Genomic DNA, 17,754 nt, shown 5'->3' on the forward strand with positions numbered 1-17,754 from the left:
GGCGGCGCTGCCGGGGGTGTCCTTTCTTGGGGATACCCTTCTTTGGACAAGCAAAGAAGGGTATCCGGCTCGCAGGGATGCGGGACGAACAGGCATGGACGCCAGTCGGTTTTCGACGAGCCGAACAAGGCAGACACATGACCAAGGCGCACGCCGAGTCCGCGACCGCAGGGATGCGGGACGAACAGGCACGGACGCCAGTCGGTTTTCGACGAGCCGAACAAGGCAAAGACATGACCAAGGCGCACGCCGAGTCCCCGACCGCAGGGACGCGGGACGAACCCATACGGACGTGAGTCGGTTGTCGCGCAAACCCACAAACCCAAATGACCCAGCGATTACGGCGGCAGCCGAAATCTCCAGTGGCGCGGATGCGAGACGAACAGGCGCGGACGTCAGGCGGTTCTCGTGCAAGCGAACACGACCAGGACAACGCAAAACCTCGGCGCGAGCCGCAGCGCCCGAGCGCGCGGATGCGGGACGAACCGGCACGGACGTCAGGCGGGTTTCGCAAAGACGAACACGACAACGCGCAGCCGCGGGCGTCCAGCCGAGCGCGGGTGTCGCGTACAATCACCGCGATTCGACCCCTGACCCGAGCCGATGTCTGATCGATTGTTCCTGCGACTTGCCGCTGATGGCAGCCTGAGCTGGCTGCGTGCGGGCGTGTCGGCGCCGGTGCGGGCGGTGCCGGGTGTGCCGCCGGCGCAGGTGCTGGCGCAGGCGCGCGAGGTGGTCGTGCTGATTCCGGCGAGCGATGTGTTGCTTGCCCAGGCCTCGCTCACCGCGCGCAATCGCGCGACCCTGCTCAAGGCGTTGCCGTTCGCCGTCGAAGATCTGTTGCTGGCGCCGGTGGACAGCCTGCACTTTGCGGCCGCGTCACCGAACGAGGGCAAGGTCGGTGTGGCGGTGGTGGCGCGGGCGACGCTCGAGGGCTGGCTCGATCGGCTCGCGGCCGATGGCATCGTCGCCGATGTGCTGGTTCCGGAATCCTTGGCGCTGGCGCCGCTCGAGGGCGGTGTGCGCGTGCTGCTTGATGCGCACGGCGCACTTGCACGCACGGGGCTGTGGTCGGCCTTCGCCTGCGCAGCCGATGAGCTGGCGCAGTGGTTCACGGTTTTGCCTCCTGCGGGCACCTGCCTCGTCCACGATGCGCGTGGCGCGGGCGCTGCGACGCCGGGGCTGCCCGGCACGGTGAGTTTGGAAGTGGTTCGCGATCCGCTCGCACTGCTCGCGGCGCAGTCAGCGGATCTGCCGCTCAATCTGCTCGATGGCGAGTTCGCATCGCGGCGACGTCGCCGCAGTGATGGCGCCCGCTGGTGGCGCGTCGCGGCCGCGCTGGCTGCGGCGGTGGTCGTGCTCGCGCTGCTCACGCTCGGCTTGCAGGTGTGGAGCTTGTCGCGTGAGGCGGCGCGCCTGGATCAGGCCGCCCGCGAGGCCGTGCTCAAGGCGCTGCCTGATCTGGATGCCAAGGTCTTCGAGCGCATGACGCCGGCACAGTTGGTGGCTGCACGCATCGGTGGTGACCGCCAGACCGCGGCGCAGGGCGTGCTCGGGGTTCTCGAACGGATCGGTCCGGTCCTGGCCGATGGCGGCACGCGCATCCAGGTGCGCGGCCTGGATTATCGCAACGATGTGCTCGAACTGGCACTGCGCGCACCCGATCTCAATGCGCTCGATCTGGTGCGCGAGCGCATCGCCATGCTGCCCGGCTGCAAGGCGGAGCTCACCGCGGCCAATCCAGGTGCTGATGGCGTCGATGGCCGTGTTCGCATCGAGATCGGCGCACAGACGCAGGCGGTGCGGCGATGATCAAGACTTGGTGGCAGGGCGTTTCCGAACGCGATCGCCGCACGCTGCGGGTGGGGGCAGTGGTGGTCGCGGGGATGCTGTTCTGGGCGCTGGTGTGGTCGCCGCTGGCGCAACGACGCGCCGCGCTGGAACAGGATGTGGCCACGCGACGCGACGAGCTGGCCGCGGTCGAACGCGGCACCGCGCTGCTCGCGCAACAGCATGCGCTGGGAAAACGCGCGCGCGGCGATCGCGCCGGCAAGTCGCTGCTTGCGCTGGCCGATGCGAGTGCGCGTGATGCGGGCCTGGGCGAGGCGATCAAGCAGATCGAACCTGCAGGCTCGCGGCACGTCAAGTTGAGTCTGGACGCCGCCAATTTCGATGCCCTGATCGGCTGGCTGGAAGCACTCTCGCGCGGCTATGGCGTCGAAGCGAGCGAGCTGTCGGCCGACCGCGCCGACGGCATCGGTCTGGTCAACGCGCGCGTGACGCTGCAGGATGCACCTTGAGGCATGGCTGATGGCCGACCGCTGCGAGCGGACGTTGAACCTTTCCCTTGATGTTGGATGAGTCCCGGATGCGCAAGTCGCGGATGTTCCTGCTGGTGTTGCTGCTGGTCTTGTTCGGCGGTGGCCTGTATCTGTGGTTCCTGCCAGCCGAGACCGGCTACCGTTTGATCGCCAGCCGCATCGCTCCGGCGAGTCTGAGTGGCGTGCACGGCACGGCATGGGATGGACATGCCGATGGCGTGAGCGTGCTGGGCAACGACCTGGGCGCACTCGATTGGCACCTGTCGAAGGTCTCGCTGCTGGCGGGCAAGCCGCAGGTGGAACTGCGCATTGCCGGCAGCGATCTGGATCTGGCGGGCGTGGTCGAACGACGCGATGGCGCCTTGCGCGTGCAGGACCTGCGCTTCACCGTGCCTGCGGCGTGGTTGCAGGGCTTGCTTGACAACCCCGGGATCCGGCTCGGCGGTGCGGTCAGGGGCCATCTCGCCGCTGCCACGCTCTCGCGCGCAGGACTTGCGCAGGTACGCGGCGACGCGCAGTGGCGCGATGTCGACATCGCCAGTGCGCAAGGCGAGGTCAAGTTCAGCGGTTTGAGCGCGGAGTTTTCCAGCCAGGACGATGGCAGCATTGCCGGCAGCTTCAAGGATGACGGCAGCGGTGCACTCGAAGTCAACGGCAGCTTCGTGCTGCGCCGGCCGAACTACGAGGCGCAGGCGAGCTTGCGCGCGCGGCATGCCGATGCGCAGGTCGAGCAGTTGCTGTCCGGGGTCGGCGAGCGTCAGGCCGATGGGTCGACCCGGGTGCAGGTGCAGGGCAGTTTGTTGCGGACATTCTGAGGCGCCCGTGGAACCCGATCCGGCCATGCTCGATGAGGCGCTGGCGGTTGCGCATGCCGCAGCCGATGCCGCGCGCGCGGTGGTCTTGCCGCATTGGCAGGCACGCGATTTCGAGGTGGTCACCAAGGCCGATCTCACGCCCGTCACCATCGCCGACCGCGCGGCCGAGGCGGCGATCAAGCAGGTGTTGCGCGCGACCTTTCCCGCGCATGCGTTCTACGGCGAGGAGGAAGGCCGCGAAGGCGAGGGCGATTTCCTCTGGCTGATCGATCCGATCGACGGTACCAAGGCTTTCGTGCGCGGCTATCCGATGTTCTCGACGCAGATTGCGCTGATGCATCGCGGCGAACTCGTGTTGGGCGTGTCCGACGCGCCGGTCTACGGCGAACGCGCGTGGGCGCTGCGCGGCGGCGGCGCCTACCTGCGCGCGGGCGATGACCAGCCCAGGCGACTGCAGGTATCGACCGCGTGCGGATTCGATGCGCAGACGGCAATTTCCACCGGCAATCTCAAGTCCCTCGCAGCCAATGCCGCACGTTGGCAGGCCTATGCCGGGCTCGTGCGCAAGGTCGGGCGCATTCGCGGCTATGGCGATTTCCTGCACTACCACCTGCTCGCGCGTGGTGCGATCGATCTGGTGGTCGAATCCGACCTCAACATCCTCGACATCGCGCCGCTGGTGCTGATCGTGCGCGAGGCCGGCGGCGTGTTCACCGACCTCGATGGGCAGGCGATCGGACTGGATAGCCGCAGTGCGCTGGCCGGCACGCCGGCCCTGCACGCACAGGCCTTGGCGGCATTCAATCCCGCTTGATGAGGCCGCGCCGCATCGGCGCAGGCTACAATCGGCGGATGCGCAAACCCCCACACATCCTCGCGGTGCGCCAAGTCGACGCCAGCCGCTTCCTGCGGGCCGAGCAGGTCGACCTGGAGTTTTCCAACGGCCAGCGCCGCACCTTCGAGCGATTGCTGAGTTCGGGTCTTGGCGCGGTGATCGTGGTGCCGGTGCAGGACGATGACACCGTGCTGCTGGTGCGCGAATACGCAGTCGGCGTGGATCGCTATGAACTGGGGCTGGTCAAGGGGCGGCTCGATCGCGACGAGACGGTCAAGCAGGGCGCCGACCGCGAGCTCAAGGAAGAAATCGGTCTCGGCGCGCGCGAGTTGCACGTGCTCGGAACCCTGTCGGTTTCGCCCGGCTACATGACTGCGATGACGCAAGTGGTGATTGCGCGCGACCTGTATCCGGAAAGACTCGATGGCGACGAGCCGGAACCGCTCGACGTGGTGCCGTGGAAGCTGTCCGAACTGCACCGCCTGCTCGAACATGCCGAAGTCACTGACGGACGTTCGATCGCCGCGCTGTTCATGGCGCGTGAATACCTCGCCGGTCGCTACCGGCCGCAGCCATGAGCGCGGTGGACAGGGGCGATCTGCGCGCGCTTGCACAGGCAGCGGGCGAGATTGCGCAGCGGGCGGCGCAGGCGATTCTCGAAGTCTACGAGTCGGAGTTTGCAGTCGAGAGCAAGGACGACCGTTCGCCGCTGACCGAGGCCGATCTTGCTGCCAACCGCATCATCGTCGCGGCCTTGCGCGTGCTCACGCCGGAACTGCCGGTGCTCTCCGAGGAATCGGCGGCGGTGGCGTGGAGCGAGCGATCGCAATGGCCTTGCTACTGGCTGGTCGATCCACTCGATGGCACACGTGAATTCGTCAAGCGCAACGGCGAATTCACCGTCAACATCGCGCTCATCGACGCGCACGAGCCGGTGATCGGCGTGGTGCAGACGCCGGTCAGCGGCGATCTCGCCTGCGCCTGGCGCGGTGGCGGCGCGTGGTTGTCGAATCCCGCAGCCGCGCTTGTGCCGCGACGCCTGCACACGCGCTCGCGGCCCTCGTCCCTGGTGGTCGCAGGCAGCCGCTCGCATGCGTCCGAGCGCGAAGCGCAAATGCTTGCGTTGCTCGGACCGAGCGAAAAAGTCCCGCTGGGTTCCTCGCTCAAGTTCCTGCGCATCGCCGCAGGCGAGGCTGACCTCTACCTGCGGCTTGGCCCGACCTCGGAGTGGGACACTGCGGCCGGGCAATGCGTGCTCGAGGAAGCGGGTGGCGCGGTGCGTGACCTGCATGGCCAGCCGCTGCGCTACAACGCGCGCGAGTCGCTGATCAATGGCGACTTTTTCGCCGTCGGCGCGCGTGATGCGGATTGGTCGGCCTTGCACATGAGCTGAGTCGCCGCGATTGCCGCGAAGACCGGAAGCACCGACGCGATGCTTCCGGTACCGGCTTTCAGCTTTCGAAGCCGTTGGCAAAAATCAGGTCATTGTCCGGCTCTTCCTCGGTCACGCTGACGCACGCCGAAAACTCCGAGGTGCTGCCCGAGGCGCTGGTCGCGGTCATGGTGAGGGTGTCGCCGATTGCGACGTCGGCTTCGGGCAGCCAGACCGTGAAAGCGGCCGTGCAATTGAACGCATCGCAAACCTGGCAGATGGGTCCGCCGCCCGGGCAATAGGGCGCATTGTCGATGGTGAGGAAGCTCGCCATGATCGGTGTCTGGCCTTCGCCATGACCGTTGGCATCACAGCTGCTGCCGGCGAATACCTCGAGCCGATACGGTCCGCCGATCGTCGAACGCAGGGTGCCCTGAACGCGGATCGGGCGACCGGCGGGGATGAAACCGCTGCTGCGCAATTGGGCGCTTTCAATCACCGGGAAATTCTGACCGCCATTGCCGGCGCAGCCGAGCGTGGGGTCGCAGAATTGCGGATCGGGATCATTGTTGCTGACGCCATTGCTGCCCAGATCGATGCCCAGCGCCGGATTGCGCGCGATGCGATTGCCGGCGATCCGGTTGCGCCCGCCAGCGTTCGCCATGATGCGCACGCCATCATCGCCGTTGCGGCCGATGCTGTTGTCGGTGATCTGGTTGTCATGCGCGTCGGCCTGCACCATCACGCCCATGCGGCCATTGCCTGCGGTGAAACTCAAGGCGCCCACGCCGCCGCCGATGCTGTTGTTTGTGATTTCGTTGCTTTCCGCGGAAGCGCCCGAAAGCAGGATGCCGTCCACTGCATTGCCGCCGATGCGGTTGCCGCTGATGCGGTTGAAGCCGCCGTTGATGCGGATGCCGGTGCCATTGGGCAGGGCCGCGTTGCCGTCCTTGTCGAGGCCGATGAGGTTGCCGCTGACGCGATTGTTGTCGCCGCCCGCGCCGAGGAAGGTGGTGATCAGGACGCCGACATCGCTGGATCCTCCGATGAGGTTGCGATAGGCCAGGCTGTTGCCGCCGACGACGGTGAGACCGCCGCCAACCAGCCCGATTGCCTGGGCATTGCCCGACAGCAGCGGTCCACTGCTGCCGATGCGGCCGCCAAACTGGTTGCCATAGATTGAATGCCCCTCGCCGAATGCCAGGGCAATCGCGAGATCGAAGCCCTCGAAGGCCAATCCATTGGCGGCAATGTAGCCACTGCCGATGTTGCTCATCGCTTCGATGCCGATGCCGCCACTGCCGCTGAGAACCACGCAAGGCACGGCGTTGAATCCGTTTTCGCTGCTGTTGGTTTGCGAGCCCGGTTGCGAGCGGCCATCGAAGCTCACGCTCTCGTGGACCTGCAGCGCGCCCGCAAGGGCGATGATCCGCGGGCAACTGCCCGGAATGTTGAAGGCGATGCGGTTGAAGCCGGGTGCCAGATTGGCATTCTCCAGCGCCTTTGCCAGCGAGCCAGCGCCCGCGGAATTGGTGTTGGTGACGGTGAAGGTGCCGCTGCCGTCGACTGCCGATTCCAGTGCCCCGATGTCGACTCGCGAACCGACCACGCGATCACCGCCGGCGTGATCGACGCTGGGCAGTCCGTCGGGCACGATCGCCGTGCCGGCATTGATCATCGCCGAACCCGGCTGCGGCACGTAGGTCGCATCGAGTTGTGGCGCGGCCGACAGGTTGCCGCTCGAGCCCGGCAGCAGCATGCCGCCACTTGCGAAGGTGATGCCGTCGAAACGATTGTTCACGGCCAACAGATTCGCCTCGGCCGTGATGTCGTTGCCCGCGTCACGGCTGAAGATGTTGTTGTAAAGGAAGGCCGTTCCCAAGCCCTGGCTCTTGTTGCTGACCAGAGCCATGCGGCCATTGATCACGGATGAATTGACCATGGTCAGCGTCGAGGCCGCGTCATAGGCATCGTCGTCGAATGCGAGGTAGATGCCCACGCCCGTGCCGGCTGCATAGCTGGTATCGGGTGTGGTCACCCCGTTGCTGAAAAGCGAGTTCTCCACCATGACGTCGTGACACCACCCGATCGCCTCGAACATCGCCTGGTCGATGCGAACGCGGCTCAGGGACAGCGTGCGCCGCTGCGACGGGCAGTCGCTGAGCACGGGACTGAACATGCTCAGATGTGTTCCCTGGAAGGTCATGCCGGCCACCGTTGCGCTGCCGGTGCTGGTGCGGATCAGCAGCTGTGACTGGTTGCTGCTGACCAGGGTCGTTGCACCCGGCGTCAGCGAATAGTTGTTGCAGCCGACATCGTAGCCACCGCGAATGGTCAGACGGCCCGCGGGCAGGATGTACTCCAGATCGGCCGCGTAACTCAGGTCATCGTCAAGAGTGTAGGTGCCCGCGCGAACCTTGATCAGGCTGTCGTCGAGATCGACTTCGGCATCATTGAGCGCAGCCTGGAATTGCCCGAACGTGCCGACGCAGTACTCCGTGGCGGCAGTGACCGGCGAGGAAAATGCGGCCAGGCCAAACAGGCCAAGCAAGCAGATGCGAAGCGCGGGGCTGTTCATGAACGTCTCCGGAGTGGGGCTGTTGCTGCCATTCACGGAAAACGCCCGTCTCAGGGGCCACGTCGGCGGGCGTCCCTGCGCTCAGGCCCGGTCGCCGGGGATCACGCAGGGTCTTGTCCCCGCTCCTGCATCTTGGCTGCATCCCACAGGGCGTCCTGCTCGGCCAGGGACTTGCCAGCCAGCGTTTCCCCGGCATGTGCTGCGAGTGCTTCCATGGCGCGGAAACGTCGTTCGAACTTCGCGTTGGCGTGGCGCAGCGCCTGCGAGAAATCCACCTGCGCGTGACGGGCGAGATTGACGCAGACGAACAGCACATCACCGATCTCGTCGGTGAGGCGCGCGTGGTCGCTGCCCTTGGCGAACTCGGCGCGCACTTCCTCGATTTCCTCGCTGAGCTTGGCCAGCACGGGCGTGACATCAGGCCAGTCGAAGCCCACGCGCGCGGCCTTCTTCTGCAGCTTCAACGCGCGCTGCCACTCGGGCAGGCCGCGCGAAATGCCGGCCAGCGCGCTGTCGTCCGCTGCGCCCTTGGCGCTGCGTTCATCCGCCTTGATCGCTTCCCAGGCTGCGGTTTGCGCAGCCACCGAGTCGAACGAGGCATCACCGAACACATGCGGGTGCCGGCGCACCATCTTGTCGCAGATCGCCGCGACCACGTCGGCGAAGGCGAAGTGGCCGGCTTCCTGCGCCATGCGCGCATGGAATACCACCTGCAGCAGCAGGTCGCCCAATTCATCGCGCAAGTCGGGCATGTCCTTGCGGTCGATCGCATCGGCGACTTCGTAGGCTTCCTCGATGGTGTAGGGCGCGATGGTGTCGAAGTTCTGTTCGATGTCCCATGGGCAGCCGCGTTCGCGGTCGCGCAGGCGCGCCATGATCGCGAGCAGGTCATCGATGGTGGGGGGGGCGGCCAGCGAATTGCTCATCGGGGCGCGCCCGCGGGGAGGCAGGAGCCCCTGTTCTGCTGGTCCAGAGGCTCACTTGCGCAAGCAAGCGTCCGCACCAGCGGCCCATGTGGGTCGTCGGCGAAGGAGCCATCGGCTTGCCGCCTGCCCCAGATCAGATTGACCCTTTGCTTGTCGAACGAGAATGTCGCCGGCGAAGGCACCACGCCAAACTCGCCCGGCGGGATGTACCAGAAGGTGTTGCCGGAGTAATGCCCGAGAACGAAGGGGCGCCGCCACGGTCCGACGCGCATCGTCAGATGATCGCCTTCGTGCGCGACCTCGACATCACCGAAGAACGCATTGCTGTAGGTGCCGACATAGCGATCGAGACGGCGCGGCGGGATGGCGTCGGCGGGCGGGCGGCGATAGTCGATCTGAACCTGTGGATACAACACGCGCGCATAGTCATCACGGTATTGCTCGTACCAGGGCCGGCTCTCCTTGCCGGTCATCGCCAGATCGAAGAACGATTCGGTCAGTGCTTCGGGGATGCCCATCGGAAAACCATTGGTGAGGATGACGATGCCGAGCTTGCGCGCGGGAATCATTGCGGCATTGGTTGCCGCGCCAAGCGCAAATGAACCTGCATGTGCCCAGCGCATCTGGCCGAAATCGTCGCTGTAGACGAACCAACCGAGGCCGTAGTGGGTCGTGCGTGCCGTGTAGGTGGCCGGTGCCGCCAGCATCATGTAGGGCGCATGGGTTTGCGCCAATGCCTTTTCATCGACGATGCGGACGCCGTCGATGACGCCGCCATTGAGCTGGAGACGCAGCCAACGCGTCATGTCGCTGATCGTGGACGCCACTCCCGCGGCGGGCGAGGCCCGCGAGGGATCCTGCTGGAAGTCCGCGGACCAGTGGCCATCGGGGTGGCGCACATGGGGCACCGCGCGATTGGGTGACGCCAGGTACTGATCGAAGCGCGAGGTGGTCGAATTCATGCCTGCCGGCAGGTACAGAAGGTCACGGGAAGCATCCTCCCAACTCTTGCCCGTCACCGACACTGCGGCCTCGGCCGCTGCGGTCAGGCCGTAGTTGGTGTATTCGAAGCCGGCGCGAAACGCCTGCAAGGGTTCCAGGCGCAAACGCTCGACGATCTGCTGCTGGGTGTAGCCGAATTCTTCCAGTTCCTCGCCGGCATGATCAGGCAGTCCGCTGCGGTGCGAGTACAGGTCAGCCAGGGTCACATGGCGCGATGTCCAGTCATCGGCCAGTTTGAAATCCGGGCTGTAGTCGATCATCCGGTCTTCCCAGGAAACACGCCCTTCGCCGACCAGACGTGCGATCAGCGTCGAGCCGATCGGCTTGGATATGGAAGCCAGCTGAAACAGGCTGTCGCGATCGATCGGCGCCGGATTGCCCACCTCGCGCACACCGTAGGTTCCAATCCACAACACCTCATCCTCGAACACCACGCCCACTGCAAGACCAGGCAGTCCCGAATCCTGCAGGGCATGCGCAATGACCGGCTTGAACTGCGAGATCGCGCGCTCGACATCTGCCCGTGTCAAGACCGGCGCTGCGGAGGCACCGCTCCCGGCGGCCAGCAAGATGGCAAGGACGATTCCCTTGGCGCGGCCAGTCTTGGTCATGTCCATGCTCCCGCGCCGGATGGCGCGGTCGGGAAGGTATCAAAAAAGATGGGCAGGGCGTCTTGTTGCGCACCTTGTCGGCGTGCTGCTGTCAGTCGAATGCTATTCTCGCGCCTTGTTCCGCGGGAGAAATGGCCATGCTGCGCTTGTCTGGCCTGTCGCTGCTGTTCGCCGCCGCACTGTGCGCATCGTCTGCGCGCGCCGCCGACCTGTTCGTCGACCACGTCAATGGCTACACGCTCGATGGCAAGGGCAAGTTGCAGCGTTTCGAGGCGATGCTGGTGGAGAAGGGCAAGGTCGTCGCGACCGGCAGTCACGCAGCGCTGGCGCCGCGTGCGGGCGATGCGCAGGTGCTCGATGGCAAGGGTCGCACCTTGATGCCCGGCCTGATCGATGCGCATGGTCACGTGATGGGTCTCGGACAGGCGCTGCGCCAGATCGACCTCACGCCCGCGAAGTCGCTCGATGCGGCACTGGCGATCATCAAGGCACATGCCAATGCACATCCCGAATCCGCGTGGTTGCTTGGCCGCGGCTGGAATCAGGAGATCTGGAAGCTCGGTCGTTTCCCCACCGCGAAGGAACTCGACGGCGCAGTGGCGGATCATCCAGCCTGGCTCGAACGCGTTGATGGCCACGCCGGCTGGGCCAACACGGCCGCGCTCAAGCTCTCCGGCATCGACAGCAATACGCCCGATCCCGCGGGCGGTCGCATCGAACGCGATGCGCAAGGCCAGCCGACCGGCGTGCTGGTCGATGCGGCAATGGCGCTGATGACGAGCAAGGTGCCCGCGCCCGATGCGCAGGAATCGGCGCGCATGCTCGATGCCGCGCTGGCCGAGATGGCGCGCGTGGGCCTGGTCGGTGTCGATGATGCGGGCGTGAGCGCCGACACCGTCGCGCTGTACAAGCGCTATGCCGACGCGGGCAGGCTCACGGCGCGCATCTACGCGATGATCGGCGGCACCGGTGCAGACTTCGATCACCTCGCCAAGGACGGGCCGATCAAGGGCTATGGCGGCGATTTCCTCGATGTGCGCGCGGTCAAGCTGTTTGCCGACGGCGCGCTGGGCAGTCGCGGTGCGGCACTGCTCGCGCCGTATTCCGATGATCCGCACAACAAGGGTCTGCTGTTCGAAACACCCGCGCAGATGCAGGCGAAGATCGCCAAGGCGATCGGCAAGGGCTACCAGGTGGGCGTGCACGCGATCGGCGATGCCGCCAACCGCGAAGTGCTCGACGCTTACGCCGCGGTGTTCAAGCAGGAAGGCGGCAAGGAGCTGCGCAATCGCATCGAGCACGCGCAGGTGGTTGATCCAGGCGACATTCCGCGCTTCGTGCAGCTGGGACTCATCGCCTCGATGCAGCCGACCCATGCGACATCCGACATGAACATGGCGGAGGATCGCATCGGCAAGGCGCGCATGCGTGGTGCCTATGCCTGGCGTACCTTTCTCAAGCAGGGCACGCGGATTGCCGGCGGCTCGGACTTTCCGGTTGAATCACCCAATCCGTTCTATGGCCTGTATTCGGCAGTCACGCGCCAGGATCACGAGGGCAAGCCGCCGGGCGGCTGGTATCCGCAGCAGGACATGAGCTTGCCCGAGGCGCTGCGTGCGTTCACGCTCGATGCGGCCTATGCGAGTCACGCCGAAACCACGCGCGGCACGCTCGAGCCGGGCAAATGGGCGGATTTCATCCTCATCGACCGCGACATCTTCAAGGACAGGCCGGCGCGGATCTGGTCGACCGTGGTCCTCGAGACCTGGGTGGGCGGCCAGCGCGTCTACGCCAAGCCCTGAGGTGCCTCAGCGCTGCAGGATCGGTCTGGCGAGGGCGTACAGCTCGTCGGGCTTGGCGATGGTGACGTTGCGGCCTTCGACCGCGATCAGGCCGCGGTCCTGAAAGCGCCGCAGTACGCGGCTCACGGTCTCGGCGGCCAGCCGCAGGTAGTTGGCGATGTCGCCGCGTGACATCGCCAGATGCAGGGCATCGGGCGGGAAGCCGCGCTCGGCGTAGCGGCGCGCGAGGTCGATGAGGAAGGCAGCGAGGCGCTCGTCGGCCGAGTAATCACCGGCAAGCAGCGCAGCGTTGCCGATGTCCTTGCTCAGGCGGCGGAACAGTTCCTGCTGGATGCCGGGCATGCGCGTGGCCAGCGTCGCCAGCGCGGGGAACGAGAAGCGGCAGACTTCGACCGTGTCGAGCGCGATCGCATCGCAGGGATAGGTTTCGGGGTGGATTGCGTTGAGCCCGACCAGCTCGCCCGGGAGGTAGAAACCGAGCACGAGTTCGCGACCCTCGATATCGACAAGGCGCGTCTTGACCATGCCCGAACGCACTGCGTAGAGCGCGGTGAAGCGCTCGCCGGTGCGGAAAATCGTGTGGCCGGAGCGGAAATTGCCGACGTGCTCGACCAGGCAGTGCAGATCGCGCAGCGCGAATTTCTCCACGCCGCTGCCCAGGCACACCGAGCCAAAGGCACAGGTGGAGCAGAAGTTGTACTCGTCGCCGTCGTCGGCGATCGGGTTGAGCGGCTGCAGCCGCCCAGGCACCGTATGACCCATGCGCGATCAATCTCCGCGGATCGATCTCACACGGCGCGCGAGTAGCGGATGTCCGGAATGTCAGCGTAGCTGTCGAAGCACATTGCGATGTTGCGCATGAGGAACTGGCCGCGCGCAGTGACCGTGATGTGGCTCGGCGAGCACGTGACCAGACCATCGGCTTCCAGCGGCCGCAGGTGATCGAGTGAACGCTTGAAGTAGCTGGCGAAGTCTACTAGATAGCGTTCCTCGAAGGCACGGATATCGAGCGATCCCGCGCACATCAGCCGACCGATCAGGTCGGCACGCAGCAGGTCGTCGTCGCTCAGACGCAGGCCGCGCGCCACCGGCAGGCGGTTGTTGTCGAGCATGGCGTAGTAGCCGGTGAGATCCTTGGCGTTCTGGCTGAAGCTGGCGCCGACATGGCTGATGGCGCTCATGCCGAAGCCGACCAGGTCGCAGGCGGCGTGGGTCGAATAGCCCTGGAAATTGCGCTGCAGGGTACCGGCGTCGAGGGCGAGCGAAAGATCGTCGCCGGGCAGGGCGAAATGATCGACGCCGATGTAGCGATAGCCCGCCGCGGTGAGTACCTCGACGGTCTGCTGCAAGAGTCCCAGCCGGGTGCCGGCGTCGGGGAGGTCGAACTTGTCGATCTGGCGCTGCGCCTTGAAGCGCTCGGGCAGGTGCGCGTAGCCATAGGCCGCAATACGGTCGGGGCGCAGCTCGATCACTTGCTCGAGCGTGCGCGCGAAGGTAGCGGTGGATTGCCTGGGCAGGCCGTAGATGAGATCGAGGTTGACCGAGCGCACGCCGGCGCGGCGGGCACCTTCGATCACGTCCCGCGTCTGTTCCACGCTCTGGATGCGGTTGACCGCGCGCTGAACTTGCGGGTCGAAATCCTGCACGCCCAGCGAAATGCGGTTGATGCCGGCGGCGGCGATGCGCTGCACGTAGTCGCCGTCACAGAAGCGCGGGTCGAGCTCGGCACCGAACTCGCGGTCGGGTTTGCGGCTGAAGGAAAAGTGCCGGCCCAGCGTTTCGATCAGTTCGACCAACTGGTCGGCGCTGAGAAAGTTCGGCGTGCCGCCGCCGAAATGCAGCTGGGCCAGGCAGCGATCGCGGTCGAACAGGGCGGCGACCGCTTCGATCTCGCGATACAGCCGCACGAGATACGGCCCGGCCTTGCCCTGGTCATGGGTGATGATGCGCGCGCAGCCGCAGTAGAAGCACGGCGACAGGCAGAACGGAATGTGCAGGTAGGCCGAAATGTCGCGCGGAATCGGGTCCTCGTTGGAGGCGCGGATCGTCTCGCGCAACTGCGACTCGCCAAACTCGCTGCGAAAATGCGGCGCGGTCGGATACGAGGTGTAGCGCGGTGCGTTGACGTCGTAACGCGCGACCAGGGCGCGATCGAATACGGGACTGGTGCGGGCGGCGGTCATGGCCGCATCTTGTGCGGGGCCGTGCGCAGCTGCCTTGATCCCGGTCAAATGCCGCGGTGTCGGCACGCGGCCGTCGTTTCCGCCGGTCATGGTCACGCGCCGCCAAAGTCCGCGACAATGTGGCGGCTTCGCGCCTGGAGGCAATGCATGAACGGTACGGCTGCTGCCCTGCACGACCTCAATGACCTGCGTCTGTTTGCCGCGGTGGTCGAGCATGGCGGCTACTCCGCGGCCGGGCGCGCGCTGGGCACGCCCAAGTCACGCCTGTCCAAGCGCATCGCCCAACTCGAGGAGCGGTTGGGCGTGCGTCTGCTGCAGCGGACCACGCGGCGCTTCGCGGTCACCGACATCGGTCAGCGGTTCTATGTCCATTGCCGCGCCGTGCTCGACGAGGCGCAGGCGGCGCAGGACGTGGTCGACCAATTGCGTGCCGAACCGCGCGGCGTGGTGCGCATGAGCTGCCCGGTGTCGCTCGCGCAGACGATTCTCGCCCAAGTGCTGCCCCGATTCCTGCTGGCCTGCCCGCAGGTGCAGGTGCAGGTGCTCGCCAGCAACCGCCGTGTCGACCTCATCGGTGAGGGCTATGACCTGGCGATCCGCGTGCGCGAGAAGCTCGACACGGACGCCTCGATGATCGTGCGCACCTTCGGCCAATCGGGCGTGCTGCTGGTGGCCAGCGCGTCATTCCTCGATACGCACGGAAGGCCGCAGACGCCGGCGCAGCTTGGCGCGTTGCCGTTGTTGTCGATGATCGAGATCGACGGCACGCAGCGCTTCGAGCTGTTCGACGCTGGCGGCGGCAAGGCGATGGTGGAGATGCAGGCGCGCATGGTCTGCGGAGAATTCGCCGTGCTGCACGAGGCGGCATTGCGCGGCGTCGGCGTGGCCACACTGCCCGAGTCGGTCTGCGCCGCGGCGATCGCGCGCGGCGAGCTCGAAGTGGTACTGCCGGGCTGGAGCATGCCGCAGGGCATCATGCACCTGATCTACCCGAGCCGACGCGGGCAATTGCCCAGCGTGCGCGCGCTGGTCGAGTTCCTCGCCGAACACCTGCCGCGCGTGGCCGCCGAGCAGCATGCGCAGGCCGCGCCGACAGCGACAGGCGCCCCGCGTCGGCGGGACGCGAAGCCTGTCCCGGATTGACCCTGCTTCGACAGCGGAGCAGGCGCGGGCGGGTGATGCCCGGCGCAGACCGGTTACGCCCCTGTTTTCGCGCCCGCAATTCATTACGCCCTCAGCGGCGGGTGATAGCGCGGCATGTTCAGCATTTCACCGCGCCAAGGCCATCGCCAAGAGCTTGATTCCGTGCGGGAAAACGGCTTGACCGTAACCGACCCCTGCCGCAGGATCGGTGCGACGCCTCACTTTTGGGGTCTACTTGTAGTTGGGCGGCAATCAAACGTAAGGGCAAACGGTGAAGGCGTACGTCGGAATCACGGACACTGATTGGTTCGATCTGCTTCGTAACCGGCAAGACTTTGCGGAAGTCAATTTCTGGCAGCCGGGCGGTTCGCGCCAGTTTCGTGCGTTGTCCGTCGGAGAGCTGTTTCTCTTCAAGCTGCACGCACCACAAAACTTTATTGTCGGTGGCGGCGTGTTCGTGCATTCGTCGCTCTTGCCTATCAGCCTTGCGTGGGCATCGTTTGGCGCCGGCAATGGCGTCACATCGCTCGAAGAAATGCGCCGGCGCGTGCTCAAGTACAGGCGCACGGTCACACCGGAGTACCGCGATTTCACGGTTGGCTGCATTCTGCTCACACAGCCGTTTTTCCTGCCGGAAGAGCGATGGATTCCGATGCCTTCCAACTGGAGCGGAAACATTGTTCAAGGCAAGTCGTACGATCTCACATCCGAGCCGGGTGCCACAATCTATCGAAAACTTCAAAGTGCGCTGCAGGCGTCCCAAGTTCGGGAGCTCGACGAGGTCAAGTACGGAGCGCCAACCACGATTCGCCCCCGGCTGGGTCAAGGTGCATTTCGGATCCTGGTAACCGATGCATACGACCGTCAGTGTAGCGTTACCTCGGAGCCGATACTTCCAATCCTCGAGGCTGCGCACATCCATCCGTATGCCGCTGGCGGAGAGCACGCGTTGAACAACGGGTTACTGCTTCGTAGCGACCTTCATACCCTCTACGATCGTGGCTACCTCACTGTCACGGAGAACAGGCACCTTGAAGTGAGCTCCCGCCTTCGAGAGGAGTTCAACAACGGCCACCAATTCTATGCGCTTCACGGAAAGATGCTTCGTGTGCCAAAGAACCCAGCCTACGCACCGTCTGTGGAAAACCTCCGGTGGCACAATGAAAACATCTACCTTGGGTAAAACCTACGTGTTGCCGCCCAACAAATCGCTGCAGCCGACCGCCATCCCGCTACGCGGTCTGTCGGCGTCTGAGCTCAGGCGTTAGGCCGTTTGTTGCGTAGTGCGCAACGTGATACAGTCGCGCATGATCAAGTCCTTCCGGCACAAGGGCCTTCGCCGTCTGTTTGAGACAGGGAGTGCATCCGGCGTTCAAGCAAGTCACGTCAAGCGCCTTCGCCTTCAACTCTCTGCACTCGATACGGCTCACGTCGTTGAAGACTTGGACATCCCGGGATTCAGGCTTCATGCGCTCAAAGGAGCAATGAAGGGACGCTGGTCAATCACCGTGAACGGGAATTGGCGCGTCACGTTCGAGTTCAAGGACGGAAACGCATACGTACTGGACTATGAGGACTATCACTAGTGAGCATGCACAATCCGCCGCACCCCGGTGAGTTCATCTCCGGCATCTACCTTGAACCCAACAACATCAGCGGGCGTGAGCTTGCGGACAAGCTTGGTGTTGCCGCGTCCACGCTGAGCCGCGTTCTCAACGGTTCCAGTCGCGTCACTCCTGAAATGGCGCTACGTCTCTCCAAGGCAATCGGACGCAGCCCGGAGAGTTGGCTCGCCATGCAGGACGCCCACGACTTGTGGGTTGCACGGCAACACGTTGACTTGCAGAGCGTGAGCAAGCTCAGGCTGGCAGCGGCCTGACAATTCTGCAGGAGACCCCCCCGTCAATCCTGCCGCGCAGTGATCCGGCGCGAGTGACATCGCGGTGTGTTGTTCCTTTTCCAAACGACTCGCGCTTGAGCCGCTGCCTGGCCACAATGCGAGCGGACGCATCAGCAAAGGCGAGTTCGAAGATCTCCTTGGCGAGATCGACAGCGTCCGTGGTCACCGCAGGGTACTTGAGCGTAGCATTCAGGGCGGGCTCCTCTCGTGATCCGGTGTCCGGAGACCATGCTCTTGTCTGGCTCATCCAGACCGTGGGACGCGCG

At 65.3% G+C, this 17,754-nt stretch carries 16 protein-coding genes; 11 read left to right on the forward strand and 5 right to left on the reverse strand.

All coding sequences use genetic code 11. From position 1 onward, the window contains the following. The first annotated feature begins 603 nt into the window (after window positions 1-603). The 6 genes from gspL to cysQ all read left to right on the forward strand — a co-directional run bounded on the left by gspL (window position 604) and on the right by cysQ (window position 5,364). Entirely contained in the window at window positions 604-1,812 is a 1,209-nt protein-coding gene (gene gspL / locus KF759_RS09150; protein WP_291224747.1) for a type II secretion system protein GspL, read from the forward strand. After that, entirely contained in the window at window positions 1,809-2,300 is a 492-nt protein-coding gene (locus KF759_RS09155) for a type II secretion system protein M (protein WP_291224748.1), read from the forward strand. The genes gspL and KF759_RS09155 overlap by 4 nt, the downstream gene beginning before the upstream one ends. Before the next feature lie 68 nt (window positions 2,301-2,368). Next, the gene (gspN, locus tag KF759_RS09160) at window positions 2,369-3,136 is read left to right on the forward strand and encodes a type II secretion system protein N (RefSeq protein WP_291224750.1); all 768 of its coding nucleotides are present in this window, start codon (window positions 2,369-2,371) and stop codon (window positions 3,134-3,136) included. A 25-nt stretch (window positions 3,137-3,161) separates the two neighbouring features. Next, the gene (locus KF759_RS09165) at window positions 3,162-3,950 is read left to right on the forward strand and encodes an inositol monophosphatase family protein (protein WP_291224854.1); all 789 of its coding nucleotides are present in this window, start codon (window positions 3,162-3,164) and stop codon (window positions 3,948-3,950) included. Window positions 3,951-3,988: 38 nt separating this feature from the next. After that, the gene (gene nudE / locus KF759_RS09170) at window positions 3,989-4,549 is read left to right on the forward strand and encodes an ADP compounds hydrolase NudE (RefSeq protein WP_291224751.1); all 561 of its coding nucleotides are present in this window, start codon (window positions 3,989-3,991) and stop codon (window positions 4,547-4,549) included. Next, window positions 4,546-5,364, forward strand: coding sequence for a 3'(2'),5'-bisphosphate nucleotidase CysQ (gene cysQ / locus KF759_RS09175; RefSeq protein ID WP_291224753.1), 819 nt, complete (start codon window positions 4,546-4,548; stop codon window positions 5,362-5,364). Before nudE ends, cysQ begins: the two co-directional genes overlap by 4 nt. 58 nt (window positions 5,365-5,422) lie before the next feature. Here the strand turns inward: cysQ and KF759_RS09180 are convergent, their stop codons facing one another. The 3 genes from KF759_RS09180 to KF759_RS09190 all read right to left on the reverse strand — a co-directional run bounded on the left by KF759_RS09180 (window position 5,423) and on the right by KF759_RS09190 (window position 10,460). After that, window positions 5,423-7,921 (reverse strand): right-handed parallel beta-helix repeat-containing protein, encoded by a 2,499-nt coding sequence (locus tag KF759_RS09180; protein WP_291224755.1) that lies wholly within the window; start codon window positions 7,919-7,921, stop codon window positions 5,423-5,425. A 101-nt stretch (window positions 7,922-8,022) separates the two neighbouring features. Next, window positions 8,023-8,847, reverse strand: coding sequence for a nucleoside triphosphate pyrophosphohydrolase (gene mazG, locus KF759_RS09185; RefSeq protein ID WP_291224757.1), 825 nt, complete (start codon window positions 8,845-8,847; stop codon window positions 8,023-8,025). Beyond that, complete coding sequence (locus KF759_RS09190) at window positions 8,844-10,460, reverse strand: serine hydrolase (protein WP_291224759.1); 1,617 nt, start codon at window positions 10,458-10,460, stop codon at window positions 8,844-8,846. Before KF759_RS09190 ends, mazG begins: the two co-directional genes overlap by 4 nt. A 137-nt stretch (window positions 10,461-10,597) precedes the next feature. Between KF759_RS09190 and KF759_RS09195 the strand changes: the two genes are divergently transcribed. Beyond that, window positions 10,598-12,262 (forward strand): amidohydrolase, encoded by a 1,665-nt coding sequence (locus KF759_RS09195; RefSeq protein WP_291224761.1) that lies wholly within the window; start codon window positions 10,598-10,600, stop codon window positions 12,260-12,262. Between the two features lie 6 nt (window positions 12,263-12,268). Here KF759_RS09195 and KF759_RS09200 read toward each other — a convergent pair whose 3' ends face one another. Beyond that, on the reverse strand, window positions 12,269-13,024 hold the full coding sequence (locus KF759_RS09200) for a helix-turn-helix domain-containing protein (protein WP_291224763.1): 756 nt from the start codon (window positions 13,022-13,024) through the stop codon (window positions 12,269-12,271). 26 nt (window positions 13,025-13,050) lie between these two features. Continuing rightward, on the reverse strand, window positions 13,051-14,445 hold the full coding sequence (gene hemN, locus KF759_RS09205; protein WP_291224765.1) for an oxygen-independent coproporphyrinogen III oxidase: 1,395 nt from the start codon (window positions 14,443-14,445) through the stop codon (window positions 13,051-13,053). A 147-nt stretch (window positions 14,446-14,592) separates the two neighbouring features. Between hemN and KF759_RS09210 the strand changes: the two genes are divergently transcribed. From KF759_RS09210 to KF759_RS09225, 4 genes are all read left to right on the forward strand, one after another. After that, entirely contained in the window at window positions 14,593-15,588 is a 996-nt protein-coding gene (locus tag KF759_RS09210; RefSeq protein ID WP_291224767.1) for a LysR substrate-binding domain-containing protein, read from the forward strand. Between the two features lie 271 nt (window positions 15,589-15,859). After that, the gene (locus KF759_RS09215; RefSeq protein WP_291224769.1) at window positions 15,860-16,771 is read left to right on the forward strand and encodes an HNH endonuclease; all 912 of its coding nucleotides are present in this window, start codon (window positions 15,860-15,862) and stop codon (window positions 16,769-16,771) included. A 124-nt stretch (window positions 16,772-16,895) separates the two neighbouring features. Beyond that, window positions 16,896-17,174 carry a type II toxin-antitoxin system RelE/ParE family toxin gene (locus tag KF759_RS09220; protein ID WP_291224771.1) on the forward strand — a complete coding sequence of 93 codons (279 nt, stop codon included), beginning with the start codon at window positions 16,896-16,898 and terminating at the stop codon, window positions 17,172-17,174. Between the two features lie 5 nt (window positions 17,175-17,179). Next, window positions 17,180-17,467, forward strand: coding sequence for a HigA family addiction module antitoxin (locus KF759_RS09225; RefSeq protein WP_291224773.1), 288 nt, complete (start codon window positions 17,180-17,182; stop codon window positions 17,465-17,467). Window positions 17,468-17,754 lie beyond the last annotated feature (287 nt).

It is taken from the genome of Dokdonella sp., assembly GCF_019634815.1.
Classification (GTDB): Bacteria; Pseudomonadota; Gammaproteobacteria; order Xanthomonadales; family Rhodanobacteraceae; genus Dokdonella_A.